We start from the raw sequence: 24,017 nt of genomic DNA, 5'->3' as shown, positions 1-24,017 counted from the left end.
CCTCCAGTTCTTCTACGCGGCATGGCCCTGCGCTCCGCCAGCGAGTTCCCCAGCTCACCAGAGCCGGAGGCTCTCGAGGCCACCTACAGCGAATGCCGTGCGGCGCTGGTGTCGGCCAACCGCTCCCGGGGGTGCTCAAGGCCCAGAGCGACCGTCGCGGTGTGGTGATCGCCGAGCTGCAACGGGAACTGGGGGAACTGGCGGCCGACCTGGCCGATGAAGCGCACACCAAGACGCGGCTCCATGCCATGAACGCCAAGCTCGGCGCCGTGATCCGCGAACTGGAGGACACCGGCGATGCGATGGTGGGCCTGATTGATGAAAGTGAGCGCCAGAGCGGCTTCTGGCTCGTGGAGATGTTCCGGCAGCTGATCGCCCAGGCCCGCCGCTGGCGTCAGGTGAAGGCGCGCGCTGTGGCACTCGCCGGCGAAGCGGCCGACCCCGGCAACGGACCCGCCCAGATCAACGAGCAGCCATGAGCGCGGGCCCATCGATCGCCGATCTGCTGGAGCAGAGCCACCGGGAACTCGCCGGCACCGATGCCCGGGTCTATCGGCGTGTGGGGGAGCATCTCCAGCGCTCGGGAGAAGCCCTCAGCCATCTGCAGGATCCACCCGATGCCGCCTCCCAACACCGCAAGGCTCTGCTGGGCAAGGGGAGCTTTCTCAAGTTGTCGGTGGCGGCCCTCAAGCAGCTGTGCAAGACCCACGGGATCAAGGGCTACACCAAGTTGAAGAAGCCCGAGCTGGCCAGGGTTCTTGAGCAGAGGCAGGTGGAGCCGCCGCCGCCGCCCTTGGAGTCGTTCAGCAAGAAGGAGCTGATTGGCTTGGTGAGGCAGTTCCTGGCCTGAGGCGCTGCTGGTCGTGGGCGTTGTTGGCTGGGTAGCTTCGCGATGAAGGGGCCCATGACTTCCACCCCGACACCTCTGGTGACCCGCGAGGCGCTGGGATTTGGATGCCGACGTCCTGGTGGTGATGCCCTTCGAGGAACGCCACCTGGCCAGGATGCGTGAAATGGTGCTCCGGTCGTGCGCGAGGCGCTTGACCATGGCGAGGTGCTGCTCCGCCGCCAGGGGGCAGCCTGATGGCGGCCAAGTGGTCTAGACTTGGTATCTATCACTTCAGTGAAATGCGCGCCAAGCTGTTTCGGAATGGGCGCAGCCAGGCGGTGCGCCTGCCTGCCGAATTCCGCTTCGAGGGATCGGAGGTGGAGGTGCACCGGGATCCCGAATCCGGCGCGGTGGTGCTCACGCCGCTGCGGCCCTCCGCCCGCGTCTGGCTGGAGCAGCGTGATGCCCTGCTGGCCGAGCCAGGCGAACGCGCAGAACTGGACAGCTTTTTTGATCACCTACGCGATCCAGCCGCAGCGCCGGAGGGCAACTGGCCGTGACGATGTCGCAAGGGCCGAAATGACTAGGCGGATGCTCGATACGAACGCTGTGCGCGCCCTTCTGGATGGGCGCTCGCCTCGCCTCGATGGCTGGTTGGCGGAGCAGCAGTGCTGCCTTTCGGTGATCGTGGCGGCGGAGATCCGCTACGGGCTGGAGCGGCGCGTGCTGCCTGCCAACAAGCGCCAGCTGATCGAGGGGGCGCTGGAGGCTCTGGAGATCCTGCCCTGGAGCGAAGGATGCGCTCGCACCTATGGCAGGCTTCGGGCCCAGCTGGAGCAACGAGGCAAGCCCCTGGGTTTGATGGACCTGCTGATCGCCAGCCATGCTCTCAGCGAAGGCTGCAGCCTGGTGAGCGCCGATCAGGCCTTCGCCCAGGTGGACGAACTCACATTGGAGAGCTGGTGATGGCGGCAACAGGATGGTCTGCTCCGGCTGCCAGGGACGGACGGACGGACTTGGGCTTGTGCATGCCTCATTCTTTCGCCTAGAACCACTGCAGTCACATGGTTCTGGGCAGATTCAGGAACGTCTGTGGAGAGGCTGCTCGCAATCTGTGCGCAACAGACTCCCAGGCGTTGGATGCGTTCAAGTCGCTGGCTAAAGCATGGGGGATCCCTTCTCAGCGCCTCCCTTCGCATGTTCAGAGTTCCAGGAGAAGCCGCCGTGACGCGTCCACGTCTTTGCGGAAATAGGGATTGTGGATCATGGATTCCGTCAGGAGATCCACCGGACGGCCGAAAAGGGCTTCCAAGTCATCGGCGAAGGAACAGAAGCGCCGGGCATAGCCTGGTTCTCGTTGGTCCGTCATCTGCACGATGAAGTCCAGATCACTGCTGGCAGGGTCAAACAGGCCCTTCGCCGCCGAGCCGAACACTTCAAGCCGATCCACGCCGTAGCGGTTGCACAGGTGCCTGAGCGGCTCCAGCCGGTCGACCAGCAAGGTCAGCAGTGGGGCAGCCGTGTCCATGGAGTCAGGTTAATGGAGCCTTGGGTTCCCTCAAACCGCCACCGCCAGCTTCGGGTAGAACGCCCCCGGAATCGGCCGCTGCAGCCGCCAGCGAATCGCCATCGGCCGCTCACCTTCATGGCTCACGTAGTCGGCAAAACCCAGGCACAGAAACGGCAGCGTGACGCCGCCGCGTCGGTTCTCAACTGCTGCGCAGAAGCCTGAGGCTACCCGCACCAACAACAGCACCAGGCTGCCGCGCTCGCGGTGGTGGATGGTGCGCTGGCCGGTGGCTGAGGCTTCGCGGGTGAGGCTCTGGCTCTCCCCGTGGAACTCACGCGGCGAGATGGCGACGTCGTTGGTGCGGGTGGTGGGGGAGAAGAGGGCTTCGCTTGTTCGCAGGGTGATGCGCTGCAGGAAGCGCGGCTGTAGCTGCCGTCCAAGCGTAGGTTCAGGCTCCGCGATGAAAAGCGTCAGAGGACATCGATGAACGTTGCCGGGTCGATACCTGCCTGGCGAAGCACGCTTCCCAAGGTCCCCACCGCCAGGTCACGCCGATGGGGAGGCTCCACGCATGTGACGCTGGCATCGCCATTTTCCGGGTTGAGGGATTGTCTTCGCAGCACCACATGGCGGCCTTTCTGGCGCACGATCTCACAACCGAGGCGCTGCAATGCGGCGATGGCGGCTGATGCCGGCAGCCGAGGCAACTTAGGCAACGTTGACCTCAAAGGTGGTCAGCAGTCGGGGCGCCAGCGCAGGTTGCGGGCATTCCTCCAAGTAGAGCTCGGTCGCCTCGCGCAGGTTGGCCAGGGCTTCCTCGATCGAGTCACCCTGGCTCGCGGTGTCGACCTCGGGGCATTCCGCCACGTTGACCTCGTCTTCCCGGTGCAGGATTGCCGTGAGGCGCTGGGGGGTGGCGGTCGTCATGGTCGCCGGGCTGGGTAGGCCTACAGTCTGGCCCCCTCAAACCGCCACCGCCAGCTCCGGATCGAAGGCCCCCGGAATCGGCCGCTGCAGTCGCCGGTGGCCCTATCGGCCGCCAACCTCATCCCAAGGGCTTGATCTGCTCCCTAACCCACTCGGTAAATTCCTGCCGATCAAGCGTTCCGGAGGCCACAGCAAGAACAACGGCTTCGGTGGATTCGTTGGAAGCGGTCAACTGATAGCGGTTAAGCATCAACATCACTTCCATGGCTGCATGGCCAACACGCTTGTTGCCATCCACAAAGGGATGATTCTTGATCAGGGAAAAGCCAAGAACGGCAGACTTTTCGATGAGAGTTGGATAGAGATCAACACCTGAAAAGATCCCGCAATCCGGGTGAACCGCCGGACGTGGCGATCAATCGGCGGTGCAGCTCCAGTACCTCAACGAGGCGGAGATAGCGGATCACGCCAGACGACGGTACAGCTCCTCATTCTTTGCCAGCACGTTCGATGCGGCTGCTTCGAAGTCTGCGGAGGGTCGGCTAAGCAGATCGCGGACGGCGGCCGAGGCCAGGACCTCCTGGGGCACGTTGAGCAGCCCGGCCACCTCGGCCAGAGCCCGGGACTGTTCATCGTTGAGCTCAATGGCGAGAGCCATGGAAGTCCTCCAGAACCCCAAGGATAGGAGAGGCCGAAAGCTGGGCGGCCCCCTCACACCGCCACCGCCAGCTCCGGATAAAACGCACCCGGAATCGGCCGCTGCAGCCGCCAGCGAATCGCCATCGGGCGTTCGCCTTCGTGGCTCACGTAGTCGGCAAAGCCGAGGCACAGGAACGGCAGCGTGACGCCGCCGCGCCGGTTCTCCTCCCGCACCAGCAACAGCACGCGGCTGCTGCGCTCGCGATGGTGGATATTGCGCTGGCCGGTGGCTGAGGCTTCGCGGGTGAGGCTCTGGCTCTCCCAGTGGAACTCACGCGGTGAGATGGCGTAGTCGTTGGTGCGGGTGGTGGGAGAGAACAAACGCTCGCTCTTCTTCAGGGTGATGAAGAACACGTCGCAGCGCGTGGCCTCATCGAAGAACACACCAACTGCTGCGCAGAAGCCTTCGGCTACGCGGCCGGGGAAGGGGCGGGCCTCGTTCAATAAGCCGAACGCCGCGAACACTTCGGCGCGGGAGTAGCGGCCGTGGAGCTTCAAGGGCACCGGCGGGGCTGGATCGCCTTCGGCCTGAAACGGCCAGGCGAGCGGCGTCACCAGGTGGTTTGTGCGCTCCAGCAGGAGCGCGAACAGCTCCACCAGCTCGGCGCGAATGGATGCGGCGACCCAGAGCCGCGCGAGGGCTTCGGGCAAGGGCAGGTGATTTCGGCCACTGCCCCAGAGCTGGGCCAGCAGCATCCGCCACTGGCGCTACGCACATCCTTACGGAGACTGAGCTTCGGGGCTGAGAAGAAGAAAGCCGGCCTCTGGATGGGCCTTGAAGGCTTCGATGGCCTCGAGATTGTTCAGAAGCAGATCGGCGGTGGCGGCATTGCCGGCATTCCCGATGCCCAGGCAGATCACCTTGGGGGAAATCCTCGGCTCACACTGAGTCGAAGGAAATCCTCGTCCTTGGTCACCAGCAGGACATCCTCGCGGCGGGCATGGTCCCAGATCACCAGATCATCCGCCCCACCAAGTCCAAGCAGCCGCAGGTTCACGCCGCTGCGGAACGGATGACCAGGCGCCGTTCACGGTCGGCGGCATAGGCCAGGCAGGCCAGCACATCCTCGTGGTTGAGCTGCGGAAAATCCCCCAGAAGCTCAGCTTCCGTCATGCCGCTCGCCAACGCGCCAAGAACATCTCCCACCGTGAGACGGGTACCGCGGACGCAGGGCTTGCCAAAACGAACCGCCGAATTGATAGTGATCCGCTCTTCGTGATCCATGAACCAACGCTAAACCGCCACCGCCAGCTCCGGATAGAAGGCCCCCGGAATCGCCCTGTGCAGCCGCCAGCGAATCGCCATCGGCCGCTCGCCTTCGTTGCTCACATAATCGGCAAAGCCCAGGCACAGAAACGGCAGCGTGACGCCGCCACGCCGGTTCTCCTCCCGCACCAACAACAGCACGCGGCTGCCGCGGGCGCGGTGGTGGATGTAGCGCTGGCCGGTGGCTGAGGCTTCGCGGGTGAGGCTCTGGCTCTCCCAGTGGAACTCGCGCGGTGAGATGGCGTAGTCGTTGTAGCGGGTGGTGGGGGAGAACAACCGCTCACTCTTCTTCAGGGTGATGAAGAACACGTCGCATCGGGAGGCCTCATCAAAGAACACACCCTCGCGGCCGGGGAAGGGGCGGGCTTCGTTCAATAACCCGAACGCCGCGAATACCTCGGCGCGGGAGTAACGGCCGTGGAGCTTCAGGGGCACTGGCGGGGCTGGTTCGCCTTCACCCTGAAACGGCCAGGCGAGCGGTGCCACCAGGTGGTCGGTGCGCTCCAGCAGCAGCGCGAACAGCTCCACCAGCTCGGCGCGGATGGCGGCGGCGGCCCAGAGCCGCACCAACGCCTCGGCCAGCGGCAGGTGCTGGCGGCCACTGCCCCAGAGCTGGGCCAGCAGCATCCGCCACTGGCGCTCCGCACACAGGTCCAACCCCGCCGGATCGGGTGCCAGCGGCCGCTGCAGCTGATCCACCAGCCAACGCAGGCGCTCGGGGTCGTCGAGGTGCAGCAAACCGCCGGCGATGCCCCGCCCCAACCGCTCTTCATCCGCCGTGGGCTCCCCGGAGGCCTCCGCCACCGCCCACCCCAGCTCCCGCTGCAGCAACGCCCAACACCCCGCCACCCGATAGAACTCCCCCAGCTCCATGCCGAGTCCGTCGAGCAGCTCCGCCAGCGAACAGGCCCCGAGGCGGCGGCATTCGGCGAGCAGCTGGGGCCGGCGGCTGGGCAGCGACTCGCGCAGATTGGAAAGCACCCGCTCCGTGGAGACGCGATCGAGCTGGAGGCTGCAGCCGGCGGGGAGGAAGGGGAAGCCGGTTTCGATCTGCTGGCGCAGCTGGTCGCGGCTGCCGCCGAGCAGGGCGCGGTAGCGGATGTCGTGGCGGAAGTTGCGGTGGGCCTGGCCGATGAAATCCAGAACAGTGAGGCAGCTCTTGCCTGGGCAGAGGCGCAGACCGCGGCCGAGCTGCTGCAGGAACACGATCGCGCTCTCGGTGGGCCGCAGGAACAGCACCGTGTCGATCTCGGGGATGTCGAGCCCTTCGTTGAACAGATCCACGGCGAAGAGGATCTGCAGCTCACCGGACCGCAGGCGGCGGATCTGCTCGGCGCGCTCGTCGCGAGGGCTGTTGGCATCCAGGGAGGCGGCGCGCAGGCCGGCAGCGGCGAACTTGCGGGCCATCCAGGCGGCGTGCTCCACGCTCACGCAGAAGCCCAGGGCCCGCATCGTGGACAGGTGGGTGATCTTGCCTTCGAGTTCGCGCAGGATCAGGCGCAGGCGGGCGTCGTCGGCGGTGTAGAGGTTGGTGAGAGCTTCTGTGGCGTAGCCGTTGCGGCGCCATTCGATCTGCGAGAGGTCGGTGCCGTCGTGGAGGCCGAAGTAGTGGAAGGGCGCCAGCAGGCCCTGATCGAGGGCGCTCCAGAGGCGCAGCTCGGCGGCGGTGTGGCCACCGAACCAATGGAGGATGTCGAGCCCGTCTGTGCGTTCGGGGGTGGCGGTGAGGCCGAGCAGCAGGGACGGCGCCAGGTGGGCCAGCCAGCGCTCGTAGCTGGAGGCGGCGGCGTGGTGGAACTCATCGACGATCACCACGTTGAAGCTGCCCGGCGCCAGGCCCGCCGGATCGATCCCCGCGAGCGACTGCACCGAGGCGAACACATGGCGCCACTGGCCGGGACGCTGGCCATCCACCAGCAGCTCACCGAAGGAGCCATCGCGCAGCACCTGGCGGAAGGTGGCGAGGCTCTGTTCCAGGATTTCCTTCCGGTGAGCCACGAACAGCAGGCTGGGGTAGCCCGGACCGGCCAGGGCGGTGCACTGGTTGCCGAAATCAGACGCCAGGCGGGCGTAATCGAGGGCGGCGATCACGGTTTTGCCGGTGCCGGTGGCGGCCACCACCAGGTTGCGCCAGCGGTTGTGGAGGCTGCGCTCGGCGGCGAGCTTTTCGAGGATCTCCTGCTGGTAGGCGTGAGGGCGGATGTCGAAGAAGCTGAGCGGTGTGGCGTCGCTGGTGGTTTCGTTCGCCGCGGCCCGATCAAAGCGACGCTGCTCGATCTCGCTGGCCCGGTAAGGCTCGAATTCGCCCTCCTCCCAGTAGCTCTCAAAGGTGGCCTGGAACTTGGAGAGGATGCCCTCGTTGTCTTGGGCGGAGAGGCGCACGTTCCACTCCAGGCCGTCGTGCAAGGCGGCGGTGGAGAGGTTGGAGGAGCCGATGTAGGCGGTGGCTGCGCCCGAGGCGCGGTGAAACAACCAGGCCTTGGCATGCAGACGGGTACGGCGGGTGTCGTAGCTGACACGCACCTCGGCGCCGTGGGCCACGAGCCAATCAAGGGCGCGGCGGTCGGTGGCACCCATGTAGACGGTGGTGAGCACCCTCAACGGCCGGCCGGCGCGCAGCAGGTCGGCCAAGGGCTCCTGCAGCAGACGCAGGCCGCTCCACTTGATGAAGGCGCAGAGCAGGTCAATCCGCTGGGCGGAGGGGATTTCGTGGATCAACGCCTGCCCCACCGATGGCTCGCCGCTGGCGTTCACCAGCAGGGTGCTGTCGGCCAGGGGGATCAGGGGACGCAACGGCTTGGCTTGGCCAGGAAGCAGCGGGGAGGCAAGGATGCTGCTGAGGTTTTGGCTACTGGGGTGGACGGCATCACCGGGGCTAACGGCCCGGGGCACCTGGGCAATCAGCAAGGCCACCAACTGGTTCACCAGCTTCAGCTGGGCTGCTGTGGGATGTCCATCGGGAAGGCTGGCCAGGGCGCTGCGCACCAAGGCGGCGAGGTGGCGCGAGAGCTTGTGGGGCGCTTCCTCGGGGTCGAGGGGATCGAGGCCCACCAACTCCTGGGGTACGCCCGCCAACTGCTGCTCCAGGACCTCGGTAAGGAGGTGGTCGTAGAGGCCGGGGTTGGGGGGTGGGGTGCTCAATTCAGCCTGAGCCTGTCTGCAGAAATGATCGAGGATGAAGGGCTGGAGTGGGGCCGAACGCAGAAGGCCGCCTCAGTGCTTAGAAGTATCGCAACGAACTGCCTGGATATCGGATCCGTCTAACGTGGCGATCAACGGCTGCCGATCCTTGGGGAACTCTTGCAATGGATGGCATCTTGAAGCTTGGTGTTTTCGCGGCAAGGCTTGTTATGCGGAAGGGGCCAAGCATTGCAGATGGTTATCGGACCCGCCCAATCATTGTTAGACCGACGCAAAACACCGATGCGACTACGAGGTAACCTAAAATCGTGGAATGATGAGCGAGGCTTCGGGTTCATTGAGCCAGCTCAGGGTGGCAAGGATATCTTTGTTCATATCAAGGCTTTCCCACCCAGCATCAAGCGCCCGACAACCGGGAAGGCTTTAACCTTTGAGATCGAGCTAGGCCCAAACGGCAAGCAGCGTGCGCGCTCAGTCCAGTACCTCGTAGGTAATCGTGCACCCAAGACATACCGATCGGAGTCGCCTGCAGCATGGACTCTCCCACGACTGCTGGTCATCCCGGCCTTCGCTTCAGTCTGGATCTATGTCGCGAGCAGGTGGTCGGTCAACCCCATGGTTTCCGCTGTGTACTTCGGGCTCAGTCTCTTGACGTTTATTGCATACGCGGTCGATAAGTCGGCTGCTATCAATGGAAGCTGGCGCACGCCGGAGAGGACATTGCACTTGCTTGGGGTGGTTGGCGGCTGGCCGGGCGCCCTGCTCGCTCAGCAGCTACTGCGCCACAAGTGTTCCAAGTCAAACTTCGTGGCTATCTTCTGGGTCACAGTGGCCATCAACGTCGCGGGTTTTGTTGCATGGCATTCAGGGTTGATCCGCAATGTGCAGGCATGATGGCGCGGACTAACATCCAGATGCAGAAGACGGGATCATTGATTGCTTGTGATGCCAGTGAATCTTGGCCCGCTTCTGATCTTGGGCGTTAGGCGTCCCATGAACGAGTTTCTCACTTTCGCCGCAGGAGCAGCCATTGGTGGCTTACTCTCCTGGCTCATAACTCACCGCTACTACATCAAGGCGGGTTCTGATCAGCGCGCTGAGCTTCAAAAATTGTCTGCAGACCTAAAGCCACGCAACACGCTCCAGAACTTCGAGAGAATGCTTGAATCCAGCAGTTGGTCCAAGACCGATATTGATGGCACTGAAGTGTGGATCGCTGTCACCGACAACACATACCAGATCAAGATTGGCGAACGAACACGCTTATTTGCTGAGCGCTGGACATTGCTGTATCCGGACCGCAACAGTTACGCTTACCCTGTCCATCTAGAGCTCAACGGCATGACACTAAGGGAGCTAACGTTCATTTCAATGGACGGTGGCCGATACTTTGTTCCGATGGCTTATGTCCGTCAAGCAAGAAAGGATGAGGTCGAATATTTCTGGAACTTGAACAGCCTAGAAGTAAAGGCATGCAGGATCGTTGGCAGGTATTACCGCTACAGTAACCTCGAGCATGTTGCCATGCACTCCAAGGTCGCCATCGTGTCGTAGCGATACTTAAGATCACCATGTATCTGAGCCACCTCCACTCATTGTCAGCGGTGTTCATCGGCTCCATGCGGCCAAGTGAAGGCGAACGTTAGGCGCCATAATTGTGTCATGGAGAACCCAAGCCATTCCCCCGACCAAGAACAGGCGTTCCCTGGTGGATCAAAGTCGAGAGTAAACCGTGCTGGACAGCGGGTGCGGGAAGGAACTGCAAACTCGGAGGATCTCCAGGTTATCGATGAGTGGCGAGCAGCTCACAGAGCAGTTCTAAATACATTTAAGGTCAATCTTATTCAGAGAGGCAGAGACAAGGGCATTATCTTTGCCCAGCGCCACAAGCGTAAGAGGACAATATTTCACAAGCTGAATCGATTCCCGAGAATGAACCTGTCTCGCATGGACGATGTAGCCGGCTGCAGGCTAATATTTAGAAGCATCGAGGAGCTCTATTCTTTTAGGGATCATTTCCATAAGGCTCGCTTCAAGCACAAGCGACGCAATGCAGACGATAAAGACAAGTACGATTACATCAAGAACCCCAAGGAATCTGGCTATAGAGGAGTGCATGATGTGTACGAGTATGATGTCAACTCCGTTGTCGGACGCCCTCTGAAAGGACTGTATGTAGAGATTCAGTATCGAACCTTGGTCCAGCACGCTTGGGCTACGACAGTTGAGGTCATCGGCTTCATTACAGAAAGTCAGCCAAAGTTTAAGCACGGGGATACACGTTACGAAACAGTAATGAAGATGGCGAGCGAAATATTAGCTCGAGCCCATGAAGGCATGAAAGGTGCCTTGCCGGATCTTGATGATCGTGATCTTGTGACAGACTTCCTTGCTGCAGAAAGGGAATTGGGGCTGCTGCACATGCTTCGAGGCCTTAACTCAGCCGATCAGATTATTTCAGCGAGGAGAAATGCGATTCTGATTATTTCAGAGGGAAAGCCACTGGAAGTCAAGCAGTATCGAGACGCTCCGGATGCGCTCAGAGCACTTTTTGAGTTCGAGAAGGAAATGCCTGATAGAGACATTGTCCTGGTGAGAGCCGACACCTCTGAAGATGTTCGTTTGGCGTTTAAGAATTATTTCTCTGATGCTCGTGATTTTCTTCGCCTAATCGATGATGGATGCGCCATACTCGCTAGAGCTACTCAATATACAGGCGGCATGGATCTTTCCCAGTAATATGCCTAACAATAAGATACAGAAGACTGGGCATTTGATTGGCTTGCATCCGTTCATAATGCTCCCGCTTCTGATCTGGAGCGTTGGGCGGTCTAGGCTAATGAAACCTTGTCGAGTCACTGATGAATGACTTGCCAAATGTTTATTGACATCGACGGTGTCGACACGCAGCAATGAACGTGGTGTCTTGGGATAATATCGCAAGAGATATAGCTATACAGCCAAGCTAGAGTTATCCAGCAAGGGAAAGCCTGCAGCTTGAAGTTGCATATGGCATAATTTGCTCTGCCACCAACCAATCCTAGAAAGATCATGGGACGTCTTCGCCCTGGACATTTCTCTCTCACGCCTACCGACTCGGATGGTAGTCGCACATTCCAGCCAAAGGTTGTTTCATCTAGCGATGGAGGCGAGCTGACTTACTACTTCACTGCTGAAGTCGTGATGAGTGAGGAGGCCTATCGGCGCATGGCACTTGATAAGTTCAAGGGAATCTATTGGCTAGAGGGAAAGGAGGAGTCTCAGCAACGCAACGATGAGCATCACAAGCAGGCTTAAAAATCACTGCCAAACCGTTTATTTGCCTGGGACTGAGTGCATATCTTTTTAATGCGTCTTGCCTTTAATCATGTGTCCATTGCCAGTCAATTACTGCTTACACTGTTCGTTTCCGGGCAATTGCAGAGATGAATGTATCCACCAATTCGCTGATGGTTGATTTCTGAAAGTGCCTGGTCGTTCCATAGGATCAATTTTCTCATAGCATGCCGTCCAACATCCAGATTGAGATGATGGATGCATAAGCTGCCTGCGCATTCTGAACATTATCTGCCCGCTTCTGAGCTGGAGCGTTAGTAAAGCAAATGATTCCCCTCAAACCTCGCCTGCAACAACTCCACCCGATTCATCAGTCTCTCCAGCTTCTGCTCCTTCCTTTTCTTGACGCTCGGCGCACCATCAAAATGGCTCATCTCGTTGCCTAAGAGATAGTCAACAAAATCTTTGGGTTCGCAGGGCTTGGCGCCCATCCACTTGTGAAAGTTGCGATGGATGCTGCTGCTGATCGCAATCAAGTTTTCTTCATAGGCCGCAAGATCAGGCCTTGAACTAGCGTCAAAAAGGTGATGTGCCTCCAGTTCAACCGGATTCTGATCGGATGCTGATGGCTTGTGGCCCGAGACTGCACAGCCAGAGCCATCTTTGCGTAGGGCCTTCTGACGAACTTTGTCTTTTGCCGCCTTGACCCGCGCCTCGTGGCTCTCCAGCAGCTTTCGCTGGGCTTCAAAGCAGTCTTCAGCAACTTCCGCGACGGCTTTCACCCAGGCCTTGCGTGCCTTGCTGATCTTGCCCTTGTCGTTCATCGTCTTCGCCAGCCGCACAATGCCGCGCTGGCTCCAATGGCGTTGATCTTTGCCATCAAAGCTATCGAAATGAACGCCGATCTCTAAACCCTCTGCACCTTCTAACCCTGCGCTTTCCTCTTGGATCCTTGTGATCGTGCCAGCCATCCCTTTGCCATTGGTGCCCAGAACCCTGACAACTGAGCGTTGCTCCAAAAAATCAGATCGCCTCGGATTTCGATGGTGCTCCGATCTTGGGTGACTTGAATGATGCGTCGTTTGACGAGGGTGCGTGTCACCCGCGCGCGGTGGTGGGTGAAGAACTCATGGATTTTGGCGATGATGCTTCCACCTTCCTTCTCTTCCAGATACTTTGCAATCGCCATGACGCCTTCTTCGTAAAAGCGGCGACTACGAGCTTGCCCTAGTTCGTATTCAAAGAACTCTCCTTCGATCAGCTCCCATTCATCGTCATTGTGGGCATCAAAGAATTTGCAAATCCCATCGAGCTTCTTGGCGCTGATGCCAAGGATTTTGGCTGACTCCTGAAAGGAGAAGGCGTCACGTGATCGCTTGGATGTCGTCGTCATCATCTTGTTCAGAGAAAGGCAAGAAGGGAGTCACGCATTTTCTGGAGCCGCTCCATCACGCGCGGATCGCCGCCCACATCGGGATGGTGTTCTTTGGCCAGCCTGCGGAAGGCCTCTTTGATGTCATCCGCACTGGCTGTCGATGGTTCCAGAGAGAACACATGCCAAGGTCTGAAATTCTCCAAGACATCGATGCCGTTGATGGATGTCTTGCCTATTTTGTCCCGCTCGCTGCGGGGAACCCCAACCCACTCCCGATAGAGCTTGAGCCAATCAGCCTTGGTCTTGAGATCAAAGCTGCGCCCAGCCATCGCGAGATTGAACTCGCTCGACTTGCGTAGCTCTGTGGCGTTCTTGCTGCCGAACACCTTGCAGACAGCCGTTTTGAGCTCAGTCAACGTGAGAACAGGCTCAGGGAAAGGCTTTCCGTTGATGAGCTCTGCGAAAGCCAGCAGGCTTTCGGCATCCGGTGCCCCTGCCGAGAGGATCTCCTCGATCCGTGCCAAGACCGCTGGCCTGTCCAGCTTCTTGCGCGTTGGCGTCTTGGTGGCCACGGCTCAGTACTCCTGCTTGCCCTTGATAACCCCCCGAACGCCTCCGCGGGGGATTTGTCATCACCTGTGCGGCGGGGGATCAGATGCCAGTGCGCATGAAACACCGTCTGTCCGGCCGCTTCGCCTGAGTTCAGCCCCAGATTCCAGCCGCTGATCCCGGCATCATCAGCCGCGATCTGCTCGCGCCGACGCTTGAGCCGTTCCACCACCGCATTCCACTCCGGCTGGTGCAACTCCAGCCCGTCGGACACATGGCGTCTGGGGATCACCAGGCTGTGCCCCTCACTCACCGGATAGGCATCGGCGATGCAGAGCGCCAGCTCGTTCTCCAGCAGCACCCGGCCGCTGCCCTCCAGCGCGCAGAACACACAGCCCTCCTGCCTGTGCTGGTAGCTGGCGAGGAGTCCGCGAAAGTCGGTGCGGTCCGTGTCCCGCTTGCCGGCATTGCAGCGGAAGCAGAGGGCCTGGAAGTTGGAGAGGTCGTCGGGTCCTCCCTGGTTTCTGGGGATGATGTGATCCACCTCCAGGGCGCACTGGTGCGGGATTTGCTGAGCAACAGCCCGCGCCGCAGCATTCGCAGCGGCCCCGGGCGCGGGTGAGCACGCGGTACTTGATCGAGCCGCTGATCGGCGTGCGGTGGCGGCTGCGGTGGGCAAATACCTCTTCGCCGCGCTGGGAGCGGAAGGCATCAAGGCGCTGCCGGCAGAGCTGCTGCAGTTCGTCGCGTAGTGGCTCCGCCACGCTGGCCTTCGGCCAGGTAACGCCATCGCTCAGTTCGTCGCCGCCGATCAGGCTGTAGGCGCCGTTGCCGTAGGCGGTGATGCCGTTGCCGGTGAGCACCCGGCCCACCATGCGCTTCACCCGCTGCACGTAGGTGTCGATCTGGGTCAAGTCTTCTCCCAGGATCCTGCGGGCGACGTCCTGCACTGGGGCTGGGCTGGCTGTTGCCTGGCAAACCCATGGCCGAGCAGTTCCAGGAGCATCAACGGCTGGTCGATAGGTCTCATGCGCATGCGCTCGGCGATGAACGCGCGCAGGCGATGGAAGGCAGCAGAGGGGGTGGGGCATGGCAGACACCGTCACGCCTCAGTTTCGGAACCCGGCATGACCAGCGCCTGCACCCGGGCGATCAGTTCCTTCACCTGCCGGTTGAGGTCTTCCCGATCCAACCCCAGGGGTGTGGGATCGGCGTCATAGCGGAACTGCACGGCATAGACGGTGAGCTGAGCGAGCGGTTGCAGCTTGGCCGTGGCTACTCCCTTGGCCTCAAGCAGCAACACCAGACGGCGCAGGTCATGGGTGAGCGGCGGATCGCTGCCCAGATGCAGCAGCCAGGCCTTCAACGCCTTCTCCACGGCCTGCTGCAGCCAGAAACCCCAGGCACCTTCGCGAAAGACGGTCGGGTCGAAGGAAGCCTGAGCGCTCTCCAAATCGACGGCGGCGATGCGCAGCAGACCTTCCGCTTCAGAGAGCGCCATGCAGTAGCCGTCCTTCCCGGTAGGCCCTGCCAATCACATGGCTCCGCCAGTGCTGGCGCTCCTCGCATTCGCTCCGGGAGTACAGCAGCAGATCGAGCGACACATCCGCCTGGGCCAGCCGACCCCACAGATCGTTCAGCACCTGGAAACGGTGATGCTGCGCCAGCCACTCATCTGGGGCGGTGATCAGCAGATCGATGTCGGAATCAGGTCCGCTGGTGCCGCGAGCCCTCGAACCGAACAGCCGCACCTGCGCCCCGGGGATGACGCCATGGATCACCCCGGCCATGGCCTGGAGCCGTTCCTCGATCGTGGGCGTGGATGCCGTGCTCATCACCCCATTGTGAAGCCACCCGCCAGGCGATGCAGCCGTGTTGGGGTTGGTGGGCTGATGTGCCAGCCCACTTCGGATCGGCAGGCAGGTCTTCGGCGGCCCGTCAGGGCTTCGCCCTTGCTGGGATCCCCTCTGGCGTGGGCGTGATGCGGCTGCAGCCAACCCTGCTGCGGGTACTGCTGTGGCCGCCCCAGTCATCTCGATATCCGCTGCCGCTGGGGCCACAGTCTCAGCAGCCGCTTGTGGGCCTCACCCCAGGTCGTTGATCAGCACGATGCGGTAGCGGGCTTTGCCGGAGCGGAGGTGATCCAGGGCTTCATTGACCTTCGACATGGGAAAGAACTCCGTGGTGGGCGCGATGCCGTGGCGACAGCTGAAATGCAGCATCTTGTCGGTGGTGGAAGGGCTCCCCAGCGGTGGAAGCGGAGAGGCTTTTCTGCCCGAGAATCATCGGAAAAGCGGCCAAGGCGATCGGTTCAGGTACGGCCCCCACGGTGTGCAGACGCCCCTTGGGTTTGAGGGCGGCGATGTAGGTGTTCCAGTCGAGGTTGGCGTTGGTGGTGTTGAGAATGAAGTCGAAGCTGCTCGCAGCCCCTGCCAGTTCTTCGGCGTTGCGGGAGTTCAAGGTGCGGTGGGCGCCCAGCTGGAGCGCTTCCTCCCGTTTCGAGTCGCTGCTGGTGAAGGCGGTGACGTCGCATCCCCAGGCCCGCAGAAACTTCAGGGCCATGTGACCCAGCCCGCCGATCCCGATCACCGCCACGCTGTCGGTGGGTTTGATACCCAATTCCACGATCGGATTGAAGACGGTGATGCCACCGCAGAAAAGGGGGCCTGCCTTCTCGGCGTCGAGGCCTTCCGGCAAGGGAGACACCCAGGTCCACTCGGCCCGCACCCGCGTCGCGAAGCCTCCGTGGCGCCCGACGATGGTGGCTTCGGCCTTAAGGCAGAGGTTCTGGTTGCCGGAGAGGCATTGGTCGCAGGCGCCGCAGCTGCCGGAAAACCAGCCCAGACCAACCCGGTCGCCGATGCTCAGACGCTTCGTGTGCTCCCCGAGGGCGGCCACCCGGCCGATCACTTCATGGCCGGGAATAAACGGATAGGCGGTCATGCCCCACTCGTTGTCGAGCATGGAGAGATCGCTATGGCAGATGCCGCAGCTCTCTACGGCGATTTCCACCTGATCGCTGCCGAGGGGACCGGGGGTGTAGGAAAAGGGCTGGAGCGGTTGCCCGGCGCCGAGGGCAGCGAGGGCCTCGATCTGTGCGGTCATCGAATCTGCTGGCTTGGGATGGATCTGATGATCTCAACGAATGGCTTGCCGTTCACGGGAATGGGCTGGCTCCGATGCCCCTAGGGGGTTGACCTTGTCGAACGGGCGACCCTCGCGATCCTAGGCAAAGCGGTCCAGCCCATGTCCGCACCACCATGAACCCCCGTGCCCGCCCCCGTCCCAAACCCCGCGGCTGCGCGCAATCGCCCTCACGCCTCGGACTCAAGCGCCAATGGGCAGGAAAAACCGACTCCCTCGCAGGCTCGCCCCAGTGGAGGCCCATGGGATCCAACCGTTGTGAGGGGGATCAGCCTGTGGTGGTTGACCCTTCCCAGAGTGCTTGCGCCAGGCAACTTCAGTGCAGCTCCTGTCGTTGGGTGCGATTCCGTTCGGATCGCAGCGTTTGGTAGCGGTGCATCAGCGCAGCCATCCCGGCAGAACGGCCTCCAGATCGGAACCCCGATGACCATCACCAGCCCACGGACAGAACAGGTTCTCAGCACCCTGCGGCTCCATCGTGGAGACTGGCAACAGCGCTTCAACGTGGTCGATATCGGCGTCTTCGGTTCCGTTGCCCGTGGCGACGCCCGCCCCGACAGCGATGTCGACGTGTGGGTGCGGCTGGATCCGCTCACTCCCTATGCCCTGGTGCACCTCAAGCAGGAGCTGGAAACGTTGCTGAGCACGTCTGTGGATGTGGTGCGACTGCGCGAGCGCATGAACCCTCCCTCAAGCAGCGCATCCTCGACGAAGGCCTGCGGCCATGACGGAAGGAGGACCCATCTCAAGTTGATACGGAGGTGGGCCGGGATCTGCTTGACGTGATCTGCATGCAGTTCCTCGCGATCGGTGAGGCTCTCAAGCTTTTTGAACGCCACTGGCCTGGTCGTCTGCAGGCCGAATTCCCATCGGTGGATTGGAAGGGGGCCATGGGTTTTCGCGATGTGATCGCCCATCAGTACTTCGATCTCGACAGTGAGCAGGTGTTGCTGATCTGTGAGCAATCCCTGCCTGAACTGATCGCGGCTGTTCGGGCGTTGCGGCAAAGATAATGATCCGGTGGGCTTCGGGCCCTGGGCGGCCCGTCAGGCAGTCGCTGCTACTGGGATCCCTTCTGGTGTGAGCGCGCGGCGGCTGCAGCCAACCCGGCTCCGGGAGTGGTTGTGCCGCCCCAGCCAGCCCTAGGATGTGTACACATTTGGCGGGAGGAAGGCGTGACGACCCGTATTGGCATCCGTGAACTCAGGTCCAGGCTGGCCTCCCATCTGGAATCGTCCACGCCGATTGAGGTGACCCGCCATGGCCGCACCATTGGCCTCTACGTGCCCTTGCCCCAGCAGGGCAACCTGAGTGATCGGGACAAGGTGTTGGAGGCTGGCCGGCTGATGCAGGCTGAACTGGAGCGTCTCGGTTTGAGCGAAGACGAGCTCAGTGCCGACTTCAAGGCCTGGCGGCAAGGCCGCCCTGAGCAACCGTCGGCCTGAGGGTGGAGCGCAAGCGTCTGGTCCTGGACGCGAACATCCTCATTCGCGGTTGTCTCGGCCTTCGGGTGCGCGCGCTCATCGCCCATTACGCCGATCAAGTGGACTTCTTTGTCGCTGAAGCCAACGTGGCCGAGGCGACCGCCTACGTGAGTGATCTCGCCAGGAAGAGAGGACTCAATGCAGAGGTCTGCGCTGAGGCTTTGCTCAGCCTGCTGTTGATGGTCCAGGTTGTGGAAAACAGCGTGCTCGGGTCGGCCAAGGAGGAGGCCTTGGTGAGGATCCGTGACAAGGATGACTGGCCTGCCCTGGCGCTGGCGTTGCCATTGGAATGCGCCATCTGGACGGAGGATCAGGACTTCTTCGGCATCGGCATCGCAACCTGGACCACCAACACGGTGGAGCGTTACCTGGAGAGCTGAGCCCATCGCATTCCACTCCGGCTGGTGCAACTCCAGCCCGTCGGCCCCATGGCGCCGGGGGATCACCAGGCTGTGCCCTTCGCTCACCGGATAGGCATCGGCGATGCAGAGCGCCAGTTCGTTCTCCAGCAGCATCCGGCGGCTGTCCTCCTGCCTGATCTGGTAGTTGACGAGGAGTCCGCGAAAGTCGGAGCGATCCGTGTCCCGTTTGCCGGCATTGCTTTGAGTATTTCTGGGGATGATGTGAACCACCTCCAGGGCGCACTGGTGCGGGATTGGCTGAGCAACAGCCCGTGCCGCAGCATTCGCAACGGCCATGGTGCGGGTGAGCACGCGGACCTTGATGGAGCCACTGATCGGCAAGCGGTGGCCGAAGCCGAAGGCTTCTGAAAGGCAAACAAGCCACCTCTTCGCCACGCTGGGCACGGAAGGCATCGAGGCGCTGGCGGCACAGCTGCAGCAGCTCGTCGCGCTCGGTGTCGCTCAGGTCGTCGCCGCCGATCAGGAGGTAGGCGCCGTTGCCGTAGGCGGTGATGCCGTTGCCGGTGAGCACCCGGCCCACCATGCGATTCCTCGGCCTTTGCCAGCACGGGGTTGTGCCACCCGATCTGCCGGTGGTGGTCGTGACCCGATGTAGGGCAACCGAACGGATCCTTGATGCGCTCGTCCTGCGGCCGTGGATGTGCGCCCACTTCCTTCGCGGGCGCCATAGGGTTTCCAGCGATGGTCCCTTCTTGTTTCGAACAGGCAGACCGATCCCCTGGAGCCATGAGCGATCCCAGCCCGCTGCAGGAGGCCGAAGCCACCTGCCACCAGCTCGCCGGCGTGGTGTTCCCCTGGGATCTCACCCGCTCCCTTGAGCTGGCCCTGCTCAAGACCTTCTGCGTGCCCTCGATCTCTGCTCTGCTGGATCGCACCGGTGAGTTCGCCCAGCGGCCGCGCAAGCGCTACGACGACACCGGCCTGATGGTGGCCGAACTGCTGCGTCATGGGGTCGACAGCGAGGCGGGTGCGGCGGTGATCGAGCGCATGAACCACATCCACGGCCACTACGCCATCGGCAACGACGACTTCCTCTACGTGCTCTCTACGTTCGTGGCCGAGCCGATCCGCTGGCTGAGTCGTTACGGCTGGCGGGGCCTCAACGACCTGGAGCAGGAGCACCTGTTCCGCTTCTGGCAGGCGGTGGGGCAGCGGATGGGGATCAGCGCCATCCCGGGCAGCCTGGTGGAGCTGATGGCGCTCAACGAGCAGGTGGAACGGGAGGTATTCGCTCTGGCCCCCAGCAACCGCCGCGTCGCCGACGCCACCCTGGCCATGCTGCTGGCCGACTGGCCCGCCCCTACGGCCGGCGCTGCAACGGGTGCTGACCGGCCTGCTCGATCGCCAGACGGCGGGCAGCCTGGGCTGGCCCGTGGCGCCGGGCTTGCTGCAGCAGCTGGTGCTCGCCACCCTGCGCCTGCGCAGCCGCGCCTCCGCCGCCGGTGCCGTCTTGAGCCGAGGGCTGGGGCGGCAACCCCGGGCGCGGTTCTTCTCCCAGCGGCCCACCCCCAGCTATGGCGCCAACTTCCGGCTTGAGCAACTGGGCCCGCTGCCCCTGCTGCAGAACCTCAACCCGCCCAGGCGTTCAGGCCTGCCTGCCGATGACACTGCTGACGCCACAGGATCCGCAGCGCCTCCTGGCTGAATCCTCCCCGCCCAGGCCTTCTGCGAGCGGCACCCGATCGGCCGCCTGAGACAATCCACAACCGCCCACCCCAAAGGACATCCATGGCCGTTCTCGGCAGAGAGGCGATCCTTCAGGCGATCGAGCAGGGCGCCATCACGGTCACGCCCTTCGATCCCGAGCGGCTGGGCCCTGCCTCGCTCGACCTCACCCTCGCCCCCTCCTTTCGCGTGTTCCGCAAGGTCCACGCGGTGATCGAGGTGCGTGAGCACACCGACTACCGGCAGCTCACCGAGAAGATCGAGGTGCCCAAGGGCGGGCACATCCTGATCATGCCCGGCGAAACGGTGCTCGGCATCACCCGCGAGCGCCTGCGCCTGGGCCCCGGGCTGTGCGGCTGGCTGGAGGGTCGCAGCCGTTTCGCGCGGTTGGGCCTGATGGTGCACATCAGCGCCCCCTTCATGGGGCCGGGGATCGACAGCCAGCAGGTGCTCGAGATGAGCAACTTCGGCCCAGCACCCCTGGCCGTGGTTCCCGGCACCGCGATCTGCCAGTTCGTGTTCCAGCTCCTGCAGGGCAGCGAGAGCTACGCCGGCCGCTTCGCCGGCCAGACGGAAGACTCCTTCTGAACGACTCGGCCGTTGCCTGGCTGCTGACAGGGGTGTTGCGGCAGAGTTCACTCACGGTTCAGCGCAGCCGATCACCGATGACCCGCTACCTCCCCACCCACGAGCAGCAGTGGCAGCCGATCGATGTGCGGGGGTCCCGATGCAGGCCTGCCGTCTGTGGGAAGGCGACCACAACGTGGAATCAGGCCTCTACCGCCTGCCGCAGGGCCTGACGATTCCACGCCATCACCATGCCTTCTGGTGCCAGGTGTTTGTGGTGCGTGGAGCGATGCGGGTGCAGGCCGATGGCGACGATAAACACACCATCACTGCCGGCGGCTACTACTTCGTGGAGCCGGGCGACACCCACACCGAAACCGCTCTCGACGACACCCTGCTGCTGGTGACCTGTGAGGAGGACCGGCCGGAGTTCCGTCGTTAGATCCTGCGGCAGCGTCCCGTGCGGGTCTCCTGGCTCATCTCCGGGCCCATATCGACCTGCACGCTCGATTCCGAGGTGTAGCGCAGGGTGGTGAGATCGATCGACCGGCTGTCCCGCACCCACTGGGGCCGGTACATGCGGGTCTCCCAGCTGATCTGCCGCGGCGTGATCGTCACCGTGCTGTCATCGATGAACCGCCACCCAGTTTGGGTGGCGGTTCATTGGTGGTGACGGTGCGCGTCACCTCGCCGGTTTTCGGATCCAGCTCCTGCACCTGCTGACTACGGGGGTCGATGCGGAAGATCGTGGGTGATGCGGAGTCGAGGCTGCAGCTCAGGCGGAAGGGCTGGGTTGTCCAGCGCCAGACGCTGTCGCATCCGGCCAGCAGGGGCAGGAGCAGGGCCGCCGCAACCAGCGTGTACCGCATCGGGATCATCCGCCGAGCGCTCCAGTCTCCCTGATGATGCCCGATCACCTCCACCCTGAGGTCTTGCGGGGCCTGACCGTTGATGCGTGTGCGGTCCCAGATTCTGTGAGATCAGAAGATTCCCAGCGTCTTCTTCTTGCAGTAACCCGCCCCGATGTTCATCCATCCCGAGTCACAGGGCTTTCCGTAGGTGGGCTTCACCTCGTAGTAGATGGGTGAGTTGCAATGCTGCTTGAGGTCATTGACATACCCAAGCGGACACTGGTCATACCCCGGAAGTTTGGGGATCCGCTTCTGCGCCAGTGCTGGGTCAGGGATCAGCAGCGGAAGGGCCAGAACCGCAGCGGCCAGGAGGAGGGGTGGCTTCTGCACCTTGGACGGCAGCAACTGACCAAACGCTAAGAGGGGAGCGCCGCTGGCCTGGCAGCCGGCCCGGAGTTCTGCCGCCAGGCCTGGGCTGTGACGCCGCGATGATGGCGGCGGATGGACCCCTCCCCTTGATCGCGCCGGCGCGACACCATTGCCATGACCGACTCAGCCCTGCCGCCGATCGCCGGCCGTGAAGCCGAACTCCTCGCCCTGATGCAGCAGGCCGGCCCCGTTTTTCTGCCGCGCACCACGCTCAAGCTGGGGCAGATCCGCTCCGGCTTCGCCTGTGCCCTGCACATGCACCAGCCGACGATTCCTGCCGGGGCCCATGGCGAGTTGATCTCCCATCTCCAGTACATGTTCGAGCACCCCGGCGAGGGCGATAACCACAACGCCGAAGCCTTTGCCCACTGCTACAAGCGCCTCGCGGAAATCCTCCCCCAGCTGATTCAGGGCGGCTGCAACCCTCGGATCATGTTGGATTATTCGGGCAATTTGCTCTGGGGCTTTGAGCAGATGGGCCGCGTCGACATTCTCGATGCCCTCAAGTTTCTCGCCTGCGATCCCAGCCTTCAGCCCCACGTGGAATGGCTCGGCACCTTCTGGAGCCATGCGGTGGCCCCCTCCACGCCCATCCCCGACCTCAAGCTGCAGATCCTGGCCTGGCAACACCATTTCTCGGCCCTCTTCGGCCCTGAGGCGTTGCAACGGGTGAAGGGATTCTCACCGCCTGAAATGGCGCTCCCCAACCACCCCGACACCCTCTATGAATTCATCAAGGCCCTGCGGGAGTGCGGCTACCGGTGGCTGCTGGTGCAGGAGCACAGCGTGGAGAACCTTGATGGCTCCAGCCTCAGCCAGGCGCAGAAATACGGCCCCAACCAACTCGTGGTGCGCAACTCCAGCGGCGAAACGGTGTCCATCACGGCCTTGATCAAAACCCAGGGCTCCGATACCAAGCTGGTGGGCCAGATGCAGCCCTGCTATGAAGCCCTGGGCCTGGGGCGGCAAGAGCTGGGGGGACGATCGATTCCTTCGCTCGTGTCGCAGATTGCCGACGGTGAAAATGGCGGCGTGATGATGAACGAATTCCCCTCTGCCTTCATCCAGGCCCATCAGAAAATTGCCGCCCAGGGGAGCGAATCGGGAACGGATTCAAGAACGGTGGCGATCAATGGCACCGAGTATCTGGAGTTGCTGGAGGCCGCCGGTGTCAGCCCAGATGATTACCCGAAAATCCAGGCGGTCCAACAACACAAGCTCTGGCAACTCACGGGCAGTCACCCCACGCCGGAATCCACCGCAGCGGCGATCGCCGCACTCCAGGCCAACGATCCCCAGTTCTCGATGGCGGGAGCGTCCTGGACCAACAACCTCAGCTGGGTGGAGGGCTACGGCAACGTGCTGGAGCCGATGAATCGCCTCAGTGCCCGTTTCCACCAGGTGTTTGACCCCCTGGTGGCGCAGGATCCCGCCATCACCAAAACCGCGCCCTATCTAGAGGCGCTGCTCCACCTGCTGCTGCTGGAAACCAGTTGCTTCCGCTATTGGGGCCAGGGCGCCTGGACCGACTACGCCAACGCGATCCACCGGCGCGGTGAGGCGGTGATCGGTTAGGTGGCGAGAATGGTTACGACCACGGCGGCCACCGCCAGGATCACGGCCGACAGCACCAGCCCGGCGGCCACATTGCCTTTGCGGATTTCGGCCCGGTAGTCGATCGGCGCCAGGCGATCAAAGAGAACGGTGCCGGCATAGATGAGCATCACGCCCACCAAGGTCCAGCCCACGGTGAACAGGAGCTGAAGGAGGGGTCGGGGCATCGGCTTCAGGTGGGAGGCGGCACCGGTCGTCGGGGGCCAGGATGGTCAGTGCGCCCGTAGGGTACCCAGAAGGAGTTCCGGGCGCCTCGAGACCCGGGCTC

Annotated in this window: 38 protein-coding genes and 2 pseudogenes; 18 read left to right on the top strand and 22 right to left on the bottom strand. The window is 62.5% G+C overall.

The window, feature by feature from the left end:
- The first annotated feature begins 21 nt into the window (after window positions 1-21).
- From AAF143_RS11045 to AAF143_RS11025, 5 genes are all read left to right on the top strand, one after another.
- Window positions 22-168 (top strand): hypothetical protein, encoded by a 147-nt coding sequence (locus AAF143_RS11045; RefSeq protein ID WP_414027021.1) that lies wholly within the window; start codon window positions 22-24, stop codon window positions 166-168.
- A complete protein-coding gene (locus AAF143_RS11040; RefSeq protein WP_414027020.1) occupies window positions 132-479 on the top strand; it encodes a hypothetical protein in 348 nt (115 codons plus the stop codon). Before AAF143_RS11045 ends, AAF143_RS11040 begins: the two co-directional genes overlap by 37 nt.
- Window positions 476-850: a hypothetical protein gene (locus tag AAF143_RS11035; RefSeq protein WP_255010215.1), complete on the top strand. Its 375-nt coding sequence runs from the start codon at window positions 476-478 to the stop codon at window positions 848-850. Before AAF143_RS11040 ends, AAF143_RS11035 begins: the two co-directional genes overlap by 4 nt.
- Before the next feature lie 278 nt (window positions 851-1,128).
- The gene (locus AAF143_RS11030) at window positions 1,129-1,389 is read left to right on the top strand and encodes an antitoxin (protein ID WP_255010212.1); all 261 of its coding nucleotides are present in this window, start codon (window positions 1,129-1,131) and stop codon (window positions 1,387-1,389) included.
- Window positions 1,390-1,420: 31 nt separating this feature from the next.
- Window positions 1,421-1,795 carry a type II toxin-antitoxin system VapC family toxin gene (locus AAF143_RS11025; RefSeq protein WP_255010210.1) on the top strand — a complete coding sequence of 125 codons (375 nt, stop codon included), beginning with the start codon at window positions 1,421-1,423 and terminating at the stop codon, window positions 1,793-1,795.
- Window positions 1,796-2,030: 235 nt separating this feature from the next.
- Here AAF143_RS11025 and AAF143_RS11020 read toward each other — a convergent pair whose 3' ends face one another.
- The 11 genes from AAF143_RS11020 to AAF143_RS10970 form a co-directional block, all read right to left on the bottom strand.
- Window positions 2,031-2,357 carry a nucleotidyltransferase family protein gene (locus tag AAF143_RS11020; protein ID WP_255010208.1) on the bottom strand — a complete coding sequence of 109 codons (327 nt, stop codon included), beginning with the start codon at window positions 2,355-2,357 and terminating at the stop codon, window positions 2,031-2,033.
- A 30-nt stretch (window positions 2,358-2,387) separates the two neighbouring features.
- Window positions 2,388-2,579 carry a hypothetical protein gene (locus tag AAF143_RS11015; protein ID WP_414027019.1) on the bottom strand — a complete coding sequence of 64 codons (192 nt, stop codon included), beginning with the start codon at window positions 2,577-2,579 and terminating at the stop codon, window positions 2,388-2,390.
- A gap of 230 nt (window positions 2,580-2,809) precedes the next feature.
- Window positions 2,810-3,055 (bottom strand): type II toxin-antitoxin system HicA family toxin, encoded by a 246-nt coding sequence (locus AAF143_RS11010; RefSeq protein WP_255010205.1) that lies wholly within the window; start codon window positions 3,053-3,055, stop codon window positions 2,810-2,812.
- Window positions 3,048-3,266: a type II toxin-antitoxin system HicB family antitoxin gene (locus AAF143_RS11005; RefSeq protein WP_255010203.1), complete on the bottom strand. Its 219-nt coding sequence runs from the start codon at window positions 3,264-3,266 to the stop codon at window positions 3,048-3,050. Before AAF143_RS11005 ends, AAF143_RS11010 begins: the two co-directional genes overlap by 8 nt.
- A gap of 118 nt (window positions 3,267-3,384) precedes the next feature.
- Entirely contained in the window at window positions 3,385-3,564 is a 180-nt protein-coding gene (locus tag AAF143_RS11000; protein WP_255010201.1) for a hypothetical protein, read from the bottom strand.
- Between the two features lie 165 nt (window positions 3,565-3,729).
- On the bottom strand, window positions 3,730-3,924 hold the full coding sequence (locus AAF143_RS10995) for a DNA-binding protein (protein WP_255010199.1): 195 nt from the start codon (window positions 3,922-3,924) through the stop codon (window positions 3,730-3,732).
- A 53-nt stretch (window positions 3,925-3,977) separates the two neighbouring features.
- On the bottom strand, window positions 3,978-4,661 hold the full coding sequence (locus AAF143_RS10990) for a DUF3427 domain-containing protein (protein WP_255010197.1): 684 nt from the start codon (window positions 4,659-4,661) through the stop codon (window positions 3,978-3,980).
- 24 nt (window positions 4,662-4,685) lie between these two features.
- On the bottom strand, window positions 4,686-4,826 hold the full coding sequence (locus tag AAF143_RS10985; RefSeq protein WP_414027018.1) for a hypothetical protein: 141 nt from the start codon (window positions 4,824-4,826) through the stop codon (window positions 4,686-4,688).
- Window positions 4,823-4,963: a DUF5615 family PIN-like protein gene (locus AAF143_RS10980; RefSeq protein WP_414027017.1), complete on the bottom strand. Its 141-nt coding sequence runs from the start codon at window positions 4,961-4,963 to the stop codon at window positions 4,823-4,825. The genes AAF143_RS10985 and AAF143_RS10980 overlap by 4 nt, the downstream gene beginning before the upstream one ends.
- Window positions 4,960-5,190 (bottom strand): DUF433 domain-containing protein, encoded by a 231-nt coding sequence (locus tag AAF143_RS10975; protein ID WP_255010193.1) that lies wholly within the window; start codon window positions 5,188-5,190, stop codon window positions 4,960-4,962. Before AAF143_RS10975 ends, AAF143_RS10980 begins: the two co-directional genes overlap by 4 nt.
- Before the next feature lie 9 nt (window positions 5,191-5,199).
- Window positions 5,200-8,373 (bottom strand): DUF3427 domain-containing protein, encoded by a 3,174-nt coding sequence (locus AAF143_RS10970; RefSeq protein ID WP_255010191.1) that lies wholly within the window; start codon window positions 8,371-8,373, stop codon window positions 5,200-5,202.
- Between the two features lie 234 nt (window positions 8,374-8,607).
- Here AAF143_RS10970 and AAF143_RS10965 point away from each other — a divergent pair.
- The 4 genes and pseudogenes from AAF143_RS10965 to AAF143_RS10950 all read left to right on the top strand — a co-directional run.
- A pseudogene (locus AAF143_RS10965) lies at window positions 8,608-8,841 on the top strand (cold shock domain-containing protein); the annotation flags it as partial.
- Between the two features lie 147 nt (window positions 8,842-8,988).
- Window positions 8,989-9,267, top strand: coding sequence for a DUF1294 domain-containing protein (locus AAF143_RS10960; RefSeq protein WP_255010189.1), 279 nt, complete (start codon window positions 8,989-8,991; stop codon window positions 9,265-9,267).
- Between the two features lie 99 nt (window positions 9,268-9,366).
- Window positions 9,367-9,927, top strand: a complete 561-nt coding sequence (locus AAF143_RS10955) for a hypothetical protein (protein WP_255010187.1) — start codon at window positions 9,367-9,369, stop codon at window positions 9,925-9,927.
- Window positions 9,928-10,035: 108 nt separating this feature from the next.
- Window positions 10,036-11,112 carry a RelA/SpoT domain-containing protein gene (locus tag AAF143_RS10950; RefSeq protein ID WP_255010184.1) on the top strand — a complete coding sequence of 359 codons (1,077 nt, stop codon included), beginning with the start codon at window positions 10,036-10,038 and terminating at the stop codon, window positions 11,110-11,112.
- Window positions 11,113-11,963: 851 nt separating this feature from the next.
- On the opposite strand, the gene AAF143_RS10945 is transcribed toward AAF143_RS10950, so the two are convergent.
- The 7 genes and pseudogenes from AAF143_RS10945 to ahr form a co-directional block, all read right to left on the bottom strand.
- Entirely contained in the window at window positions 11,964-12,620 is a 657-nt protein-coding gene (locus AAF143_RS10945; protein ID WP_414027016.1) for a hypothetical protein, read from the bottom strand.
- Complete coding sequence (locus AAF143_RS10940) at window positions 12,575-13,042, bottom strand: hypothetical protein (RefSeq protein WP_414027015.1); 468 nt, start codon at window positions 13,040-13,042, stop codon at window positions 12,575-12,577. The genes AAF143_RS10945 and AAF143_RS10940 overlap by 46 nt, the downstream gene beginning before the upstream one ends.
- 8 nt (window positions 13,043-13,050) lie before the next feature.
- Window positions 13,051-13,410: a DnaJ domain-containing protein gene (locus AAF143_RS10935; protein WP_414027014.1), complete on the bottom strand. Its 360-nt coding sequence runs from the start codon at window positions 13,408-13,410 to the stop codon at window positions 13,051-13,053.
- 26 nt (window positions 13,411-13,436) lie between these two features.
- Window positions 13,437-14,117, bottom strand: a complete 681-nt coding sequence (locus AAF143_RS10930; protein WP_414027013.1) for an HIT domain-containing protein — start codon at window positions 14,115-14,117, stop codon at window positions 13,437-13,439.
- A gap of 558 nt (window positions 14,118-14,675) precedes the next feature.
- Window positions 14,676-15,074, bottom strand: coding sequence for a HEPN domain-containing protein (locus AAF143_RS10925; protein ID WP_255010172.1), 399 nt, complete (start codon window positions 15,072-15,074; stop codon window positions 14,676-14,678).
- Window positions 15,061-15,408 carry a nucleotidyltransferase domain-containing protein gene (locus tag AAF143_RS10920; protein WP_255010169.1) on the bottom strand — a complete coding sequence of 116 codons (348 nt, stop codon included), beginning with the start codon at window positions 15,406-15,408 and terminating at the stop codon, window positions 15,061-15,063. The genes AAF143_RS10925 and AAF143_RS10920 overlap by 14 nt, the downstream gene beginning before the upstream one ends.
- Window positions 15,409-15,657: 249 nt before the next feature.
- A pseudogene (gene ahr / locus AAF143_RS10915) lies at window positions 15,658-16,678 on the bottom strand (NADPH-dependent aldehyde reductase Ahr).
- 462 nt (window positions 16,679-17,140) lie between these two features.
- On the opposite strand from ahr, the gene AAF143_RS10910 reads away from it, so the two are divergent.
- From AAF143_RS10910 to AAF143_RS10875, 8 genes are all read left to right on the top strand, one after another.
- Complete coding sequence (locus tag AAF143_RS10910; protein WP_255010161.1) at window positions 17,141-17,503, top strand: nucleotidyltransferase family protein; 363 nt, start codon at window positions 17,141-17,143, stop codon at window positions 17,501-17,503.
- Window positions 17,479-17,730, top strand: coding sequence for a DUF86 domain-containing protein (locus tag AAF143_RS10905; RefSeq protein ID WP_414027012.1), 252 nt, complete (start codon window positions 17,479-17,481; stop codon window positions 17,728-17,730). Before AAF143_RS10910 ends, AAF143_RS10905 begins: the two co-directional genes overlap by 25 nt.
- A gap of 162 nt (window positions 17,731-17,892) precedes the next feature.
- Window positions 17,893-18,162: a prevent-host-death protein gene (locus tag AAF143_RS10900; RefSeq protein WP_255010158.1), complete on the top strand. Its 270-nt coding sequence runs from the start codon at window positions 17,893-17,895 to the stop codon at window positions 18,160-18,162.
- Window positions 18,163-18,164: 2 nt separating this feature from the next.
- Window positions 18,165-18,581, top strand: a complete 417-nt coding sequence (locus tag AAF143_RS10895) for a PIN domain-containing protein (protein WP_255010156.1) — start codon at window positions 18,165-18,167, stop codon at window positions 18,579-18,581.
- A 24-nt stretch (window positions 18,582-18,605) separates the two neighbouring features.
- Window positions 18,606-18,971 (top strand): hypothetical protein, encoded by a 366-nt coding sequence (locus tag AAF143_RS10890; protein ID WP_414027011.1) that lies wholly within the window; start codon window positions 18,606-18,608, stop codon window positions 18,969-18,971.
- Between the two features lie 378 nt (window positions 18,972-19,349).
- Window positions 19,350-20,159, top strand: coding sequence for an oxygenase MpaB family protein (locus tag AAF143_RS10885; RefSeq protein WP_414027010.1), 810 nt, complete (start codon window positions 19,350-19,352; stop codon window positions 20,157-20,159).
- Window positions 20,160-20,351: 192 nt separating this feature from the next.
- On the top strand, window positions 20,352-20,876 hold the full coding sequence (gene dcd / locus AAF143_RS10880) for a dCTP deaminase (RefSeq protein ID WP_255010151.1): 525 nt from the start codon (window positions 20,352-20,354) through the stop codon (window positions 20,874-20,876).
- A 139-nt stretch (window positions 20,877-21,015) separates the two neighbouring features.
- Window positions 21,016-21,297 (top strand): cupin domain-containing protein, encoded by a 282-nt coding sequence (locus tag AAF143_RS10875; RefSeq protein WP_414027009.1) that lies wholly within the window; start codon window positions 21,016-21,018, stop codon window positions 21,295-21,297.
- Here the strand turns inward: AAF143_RS10875 and AAF143_RS10870 are convergent.
- The 3 genes from AAF143_RS10870 to AAF143_RS10860 all read right to left on the bottom strand — a co-directional run bounded on the left by AAF143_RS10870 (window position 21,294) and on the right by AAF143_RS10860 (window position 22,096).
- On the bottom strand, window positions 21,294-21,473 hold the full coding sequence (locus tag AAF143_RS10870; RefSeq protein WP_255010147.1) for a hypothetical protein: 180 nt from the start codon (window positions 21,471-21,473) through the stop codon (window positions 21,294-21,296). The two genes, AAF143_RS10875 and AAF143_RS10870, sit on opposite strands and share 4 nt — an antisense overlap.
- On the bottom strand, window positions 21,470-21,724 hold the full coding sequence (locus tag AAF143_RS10865; protein WP_255010146.1) for a hypothetical protein: 255 nt from the start codon (window positions 21,722-21,724) through the stop codon (window positions 21,470-21,472). Before AAF143_RS10865 ends, AAF143_RS10870 begins: the two co-directional genes overlap by 4 nt.
- Before the next feature lie 111 nt (window positions 21,725-21,835).
- Window positions 21,836-22,096 (bottom strand): hypothetical protein, encoded by a 261-nt coding sequence (locus AAF143_RS10860; RefSeq protein WP_255010311.1) that lies wholly within the window; start codon window positions 22,094-22,096, stop codon window positions 21,836-21,838.
- Between the two features lie 153 nt (window positions 22,097-22,249).
- Here AAF143_RS10860 and AAF143_RS10855 point away from each other — a divergent pair, with 153 nt between their 5' ends.
- A complete protein-coding gene (locus tag AAF143_RS10855; RefSeq protein WP_255010144.1) occupies window positions 22,250-23,710 on the top strand; it encodes a glycosyl hydrolase family 57 in 1,461 nt (486 codons plus the stop codon).
- On the opposite strand, the gene AAF143_RS10850 is transcribed toward AAF143_RS10855, so the two are convergent.
- The gene (locus tag AAF143_RS10850; protein WP_255010142.1) at window positions 23,707-23,916 is read right to left on the bottom strand and encodes a DUF350 domain-containing protein; all 210 of its coding nucleotides are present in this window, start codon (window positions 23,914-23,916) and stop codon (window positions 23,707-23,709) included. The two genes, AAF143_RS10855 and AAF143_RS10850, sit on opposite strands and share 4 nt — an antisense overlap.
- Between the last annotated feature and the right edge of the window lie 101 nt (window positions 23,917-24,017).

It is taken from the genome of Cyanobium sp. ATX-6F1 (assembly GCF_047395825.1).
Lineage (GTDB): Bacteria > Cyanobacteriota > Cyanobacteriia > PCC-6307 > Cyanobiaceae > ATX-6F1.
Note: the sequence above shows the minus strand (reverse complement) of the source record. Positions and strands in the feature narration are given on the sequence as shown.

What these genes read in the sequence shown, in the direction of transcription:
- AAF143_RS10945 (WP_414027016.1), bottom strand. Translation starts at nt 12,620, where the DNA reads ATGGCTGGCACGATCACAAGGATCCAAGAGGAAAGCGCAGGGTTAGAA.
- AAF143_RS11005 (WP_255010203.1), bottom strand. Translation starts at nt 3,266, where the DNA reads ATGACGACCGCCACCCCCCAGCGCCTCACGGCAATCCTGCACCGGGAA.
- AAF143_RS10910 (WP_255010161.1), top strand. Translation starts at nt 17,141, where the DNA reads ATGACCATCACCAGCCCACGGACAGAACAGGTTCTCAGCACCCTGCGG.
- AAF143_RS10975 (WP_255010193.1), bottom strand. Translation starts at nt 5,190, where the DNA reads ATGGATCACGAAGAGCGGATCACTATCAATTCGGCGGTTCGTTTTGGC.
- AAF143_RS10920 (WP_255010169.1), bottom strand. Translation starts at nt 15,408, where the DNA reads ATGAGCACGGCATCCACGCCCACGATCGAGGAACGGCTCCAGGCCATG.
- AAF143_RS11020 (WP_255010208.1), bottom strand. Translation starts at nt 2,357, where the DNA reads ATGGACACGGCTGCCCCACTGCTGACCTTGCTGGTCGACCGGCTGGAG.
- AAF143_RS10875 (WP_414027009.1), top strand. Translation starts at nt 21,016, where the DNA reads ATGCAGGCCTGCCGTCTGTGGGAAGGCGACCACAACGTGGAATCAGGC.
- AAF143_RS11045 (WP_414027021.1), top strand. Translation starts at nt 22, where the DNA reads ATGGCCCTGCGCTCCGCCAGCGAGTTCCCCAGCTCACCAGAGCCGGAG.
- AAF143_RS11030 (WP_255010212.1), top strand. Translation starts at nt 1,129, where the DNA reads ATGCGCGCCAAGCTGTTTCGGAATGGGCGCAGCCAGGCGGTGCGCCTG.
- AAF143_RS11035 (WP_255010215.1), top strand. Translation starts at nt 476, where the DNA reads ATGAGCGCGGGCCCATCGATCGCCGATCTGCTGGAGCAGAGCCACCGG.
- dcd (WP_255010151.1), top strand. Translation starts at nt 20,352, where the DNA reads ATGGCCGTTCTCGGCAGAGAGGCGATCCTTCAGGCGATCGAGCAGGGC.
- AAF143_RS11025 (WP_255010210.1), top strand. Translation starts at nt 1,421, where the DNA reads ATGCTCGATACGAACGCTGTGCGCGCCCTTCTGGATGGGCGCTCGCCT.
- AAF143_RS10855 (WP_255010144.1), top strand. Translation starts at nt 22,250, where the DNA reads ATGACCGACTCAGCCCTGCCGCCGATCGCCGGCCGTGAAGCCGAACTC.
- AAF143_RS10850 (WP_255010142.1), bottom strand. Translation starts at nt 23,916, where the DNA reads ATGCCCCGACCCCTCCTTCAGCTCCTGTTCACCGTGGGCTGGACCTTG.
- AAF143_RS10885 (WP_414027010.1), top strand. Translation starts at nt 19,350, where the DNA reads ATGAGCGATCCCAGCCCGCTGCAGGAGGCCGAAGCCACCTGCCACCAG.
- AAF143_RS10950 (WP_255010184.1), top strand. Translation starts at nt 10,036, where the DNA reads ATGGAGAACCCAAGCCATTCCCCCGACCAAGAACAGGCGTTCCCTGGT.
- AAF143_RS10995 (WP_255010199.1), bottom strand. Translation starts at nt 3,924, where the DNA reads ATGGCTCTCGCCATTGAGCTCAACGATGAACAGTCCCGGGCTCTGGCC.
- AAF143_RS10925 (WP_255010172.1), bottom strand. Translation starts at nt 15,074, where the DNA reads ATGGCGCTCTCTGAAGCGGAAGGTCTGCTGCGCATCGCCGCCGTCGAT.
- AAF143_RS10990 (WP_255010197.1), bottom strand. Translation starts at nt 4,661, where the DNA reads ATGCTGCTGGCCCAGCTCTGGGGCAGTGGCCGAAATCACCTGCCCTTG.
- AAF143_RS10865 (WP_255010146.1), bottom strand. Translation starts at nt 21,724, where the DNA reads ATGCGGTACACGCTGGTTGCGGCGGCCCTGCTCCTGCCCCTGCTGGCC.
- AAF143_RS10960 (WP_255010189.1), top strand. Translation starts at nt 8,989, where the DNA reads ATGGTTTCCGCTGTGTACTTCGGGCTCAGTCTCTTGACGTTTATTGCA.
- AAF143_RS10940 (WP_414027015.1), bottom strand. Translation starts at nt 13,042, where the DNA reads ATGACGACGACATCCAAGCGATCACGTGACGCCTTCTCCTTTCAGGAG.
- AAF143_RS10955 (WP_255010187.1), top strand. Translation starts at nt 9,367, where the DNA reads ATGAACGAGTTTCTCACTTTCGCCGCAGGAGCAGCCATTGGTGGCTTA.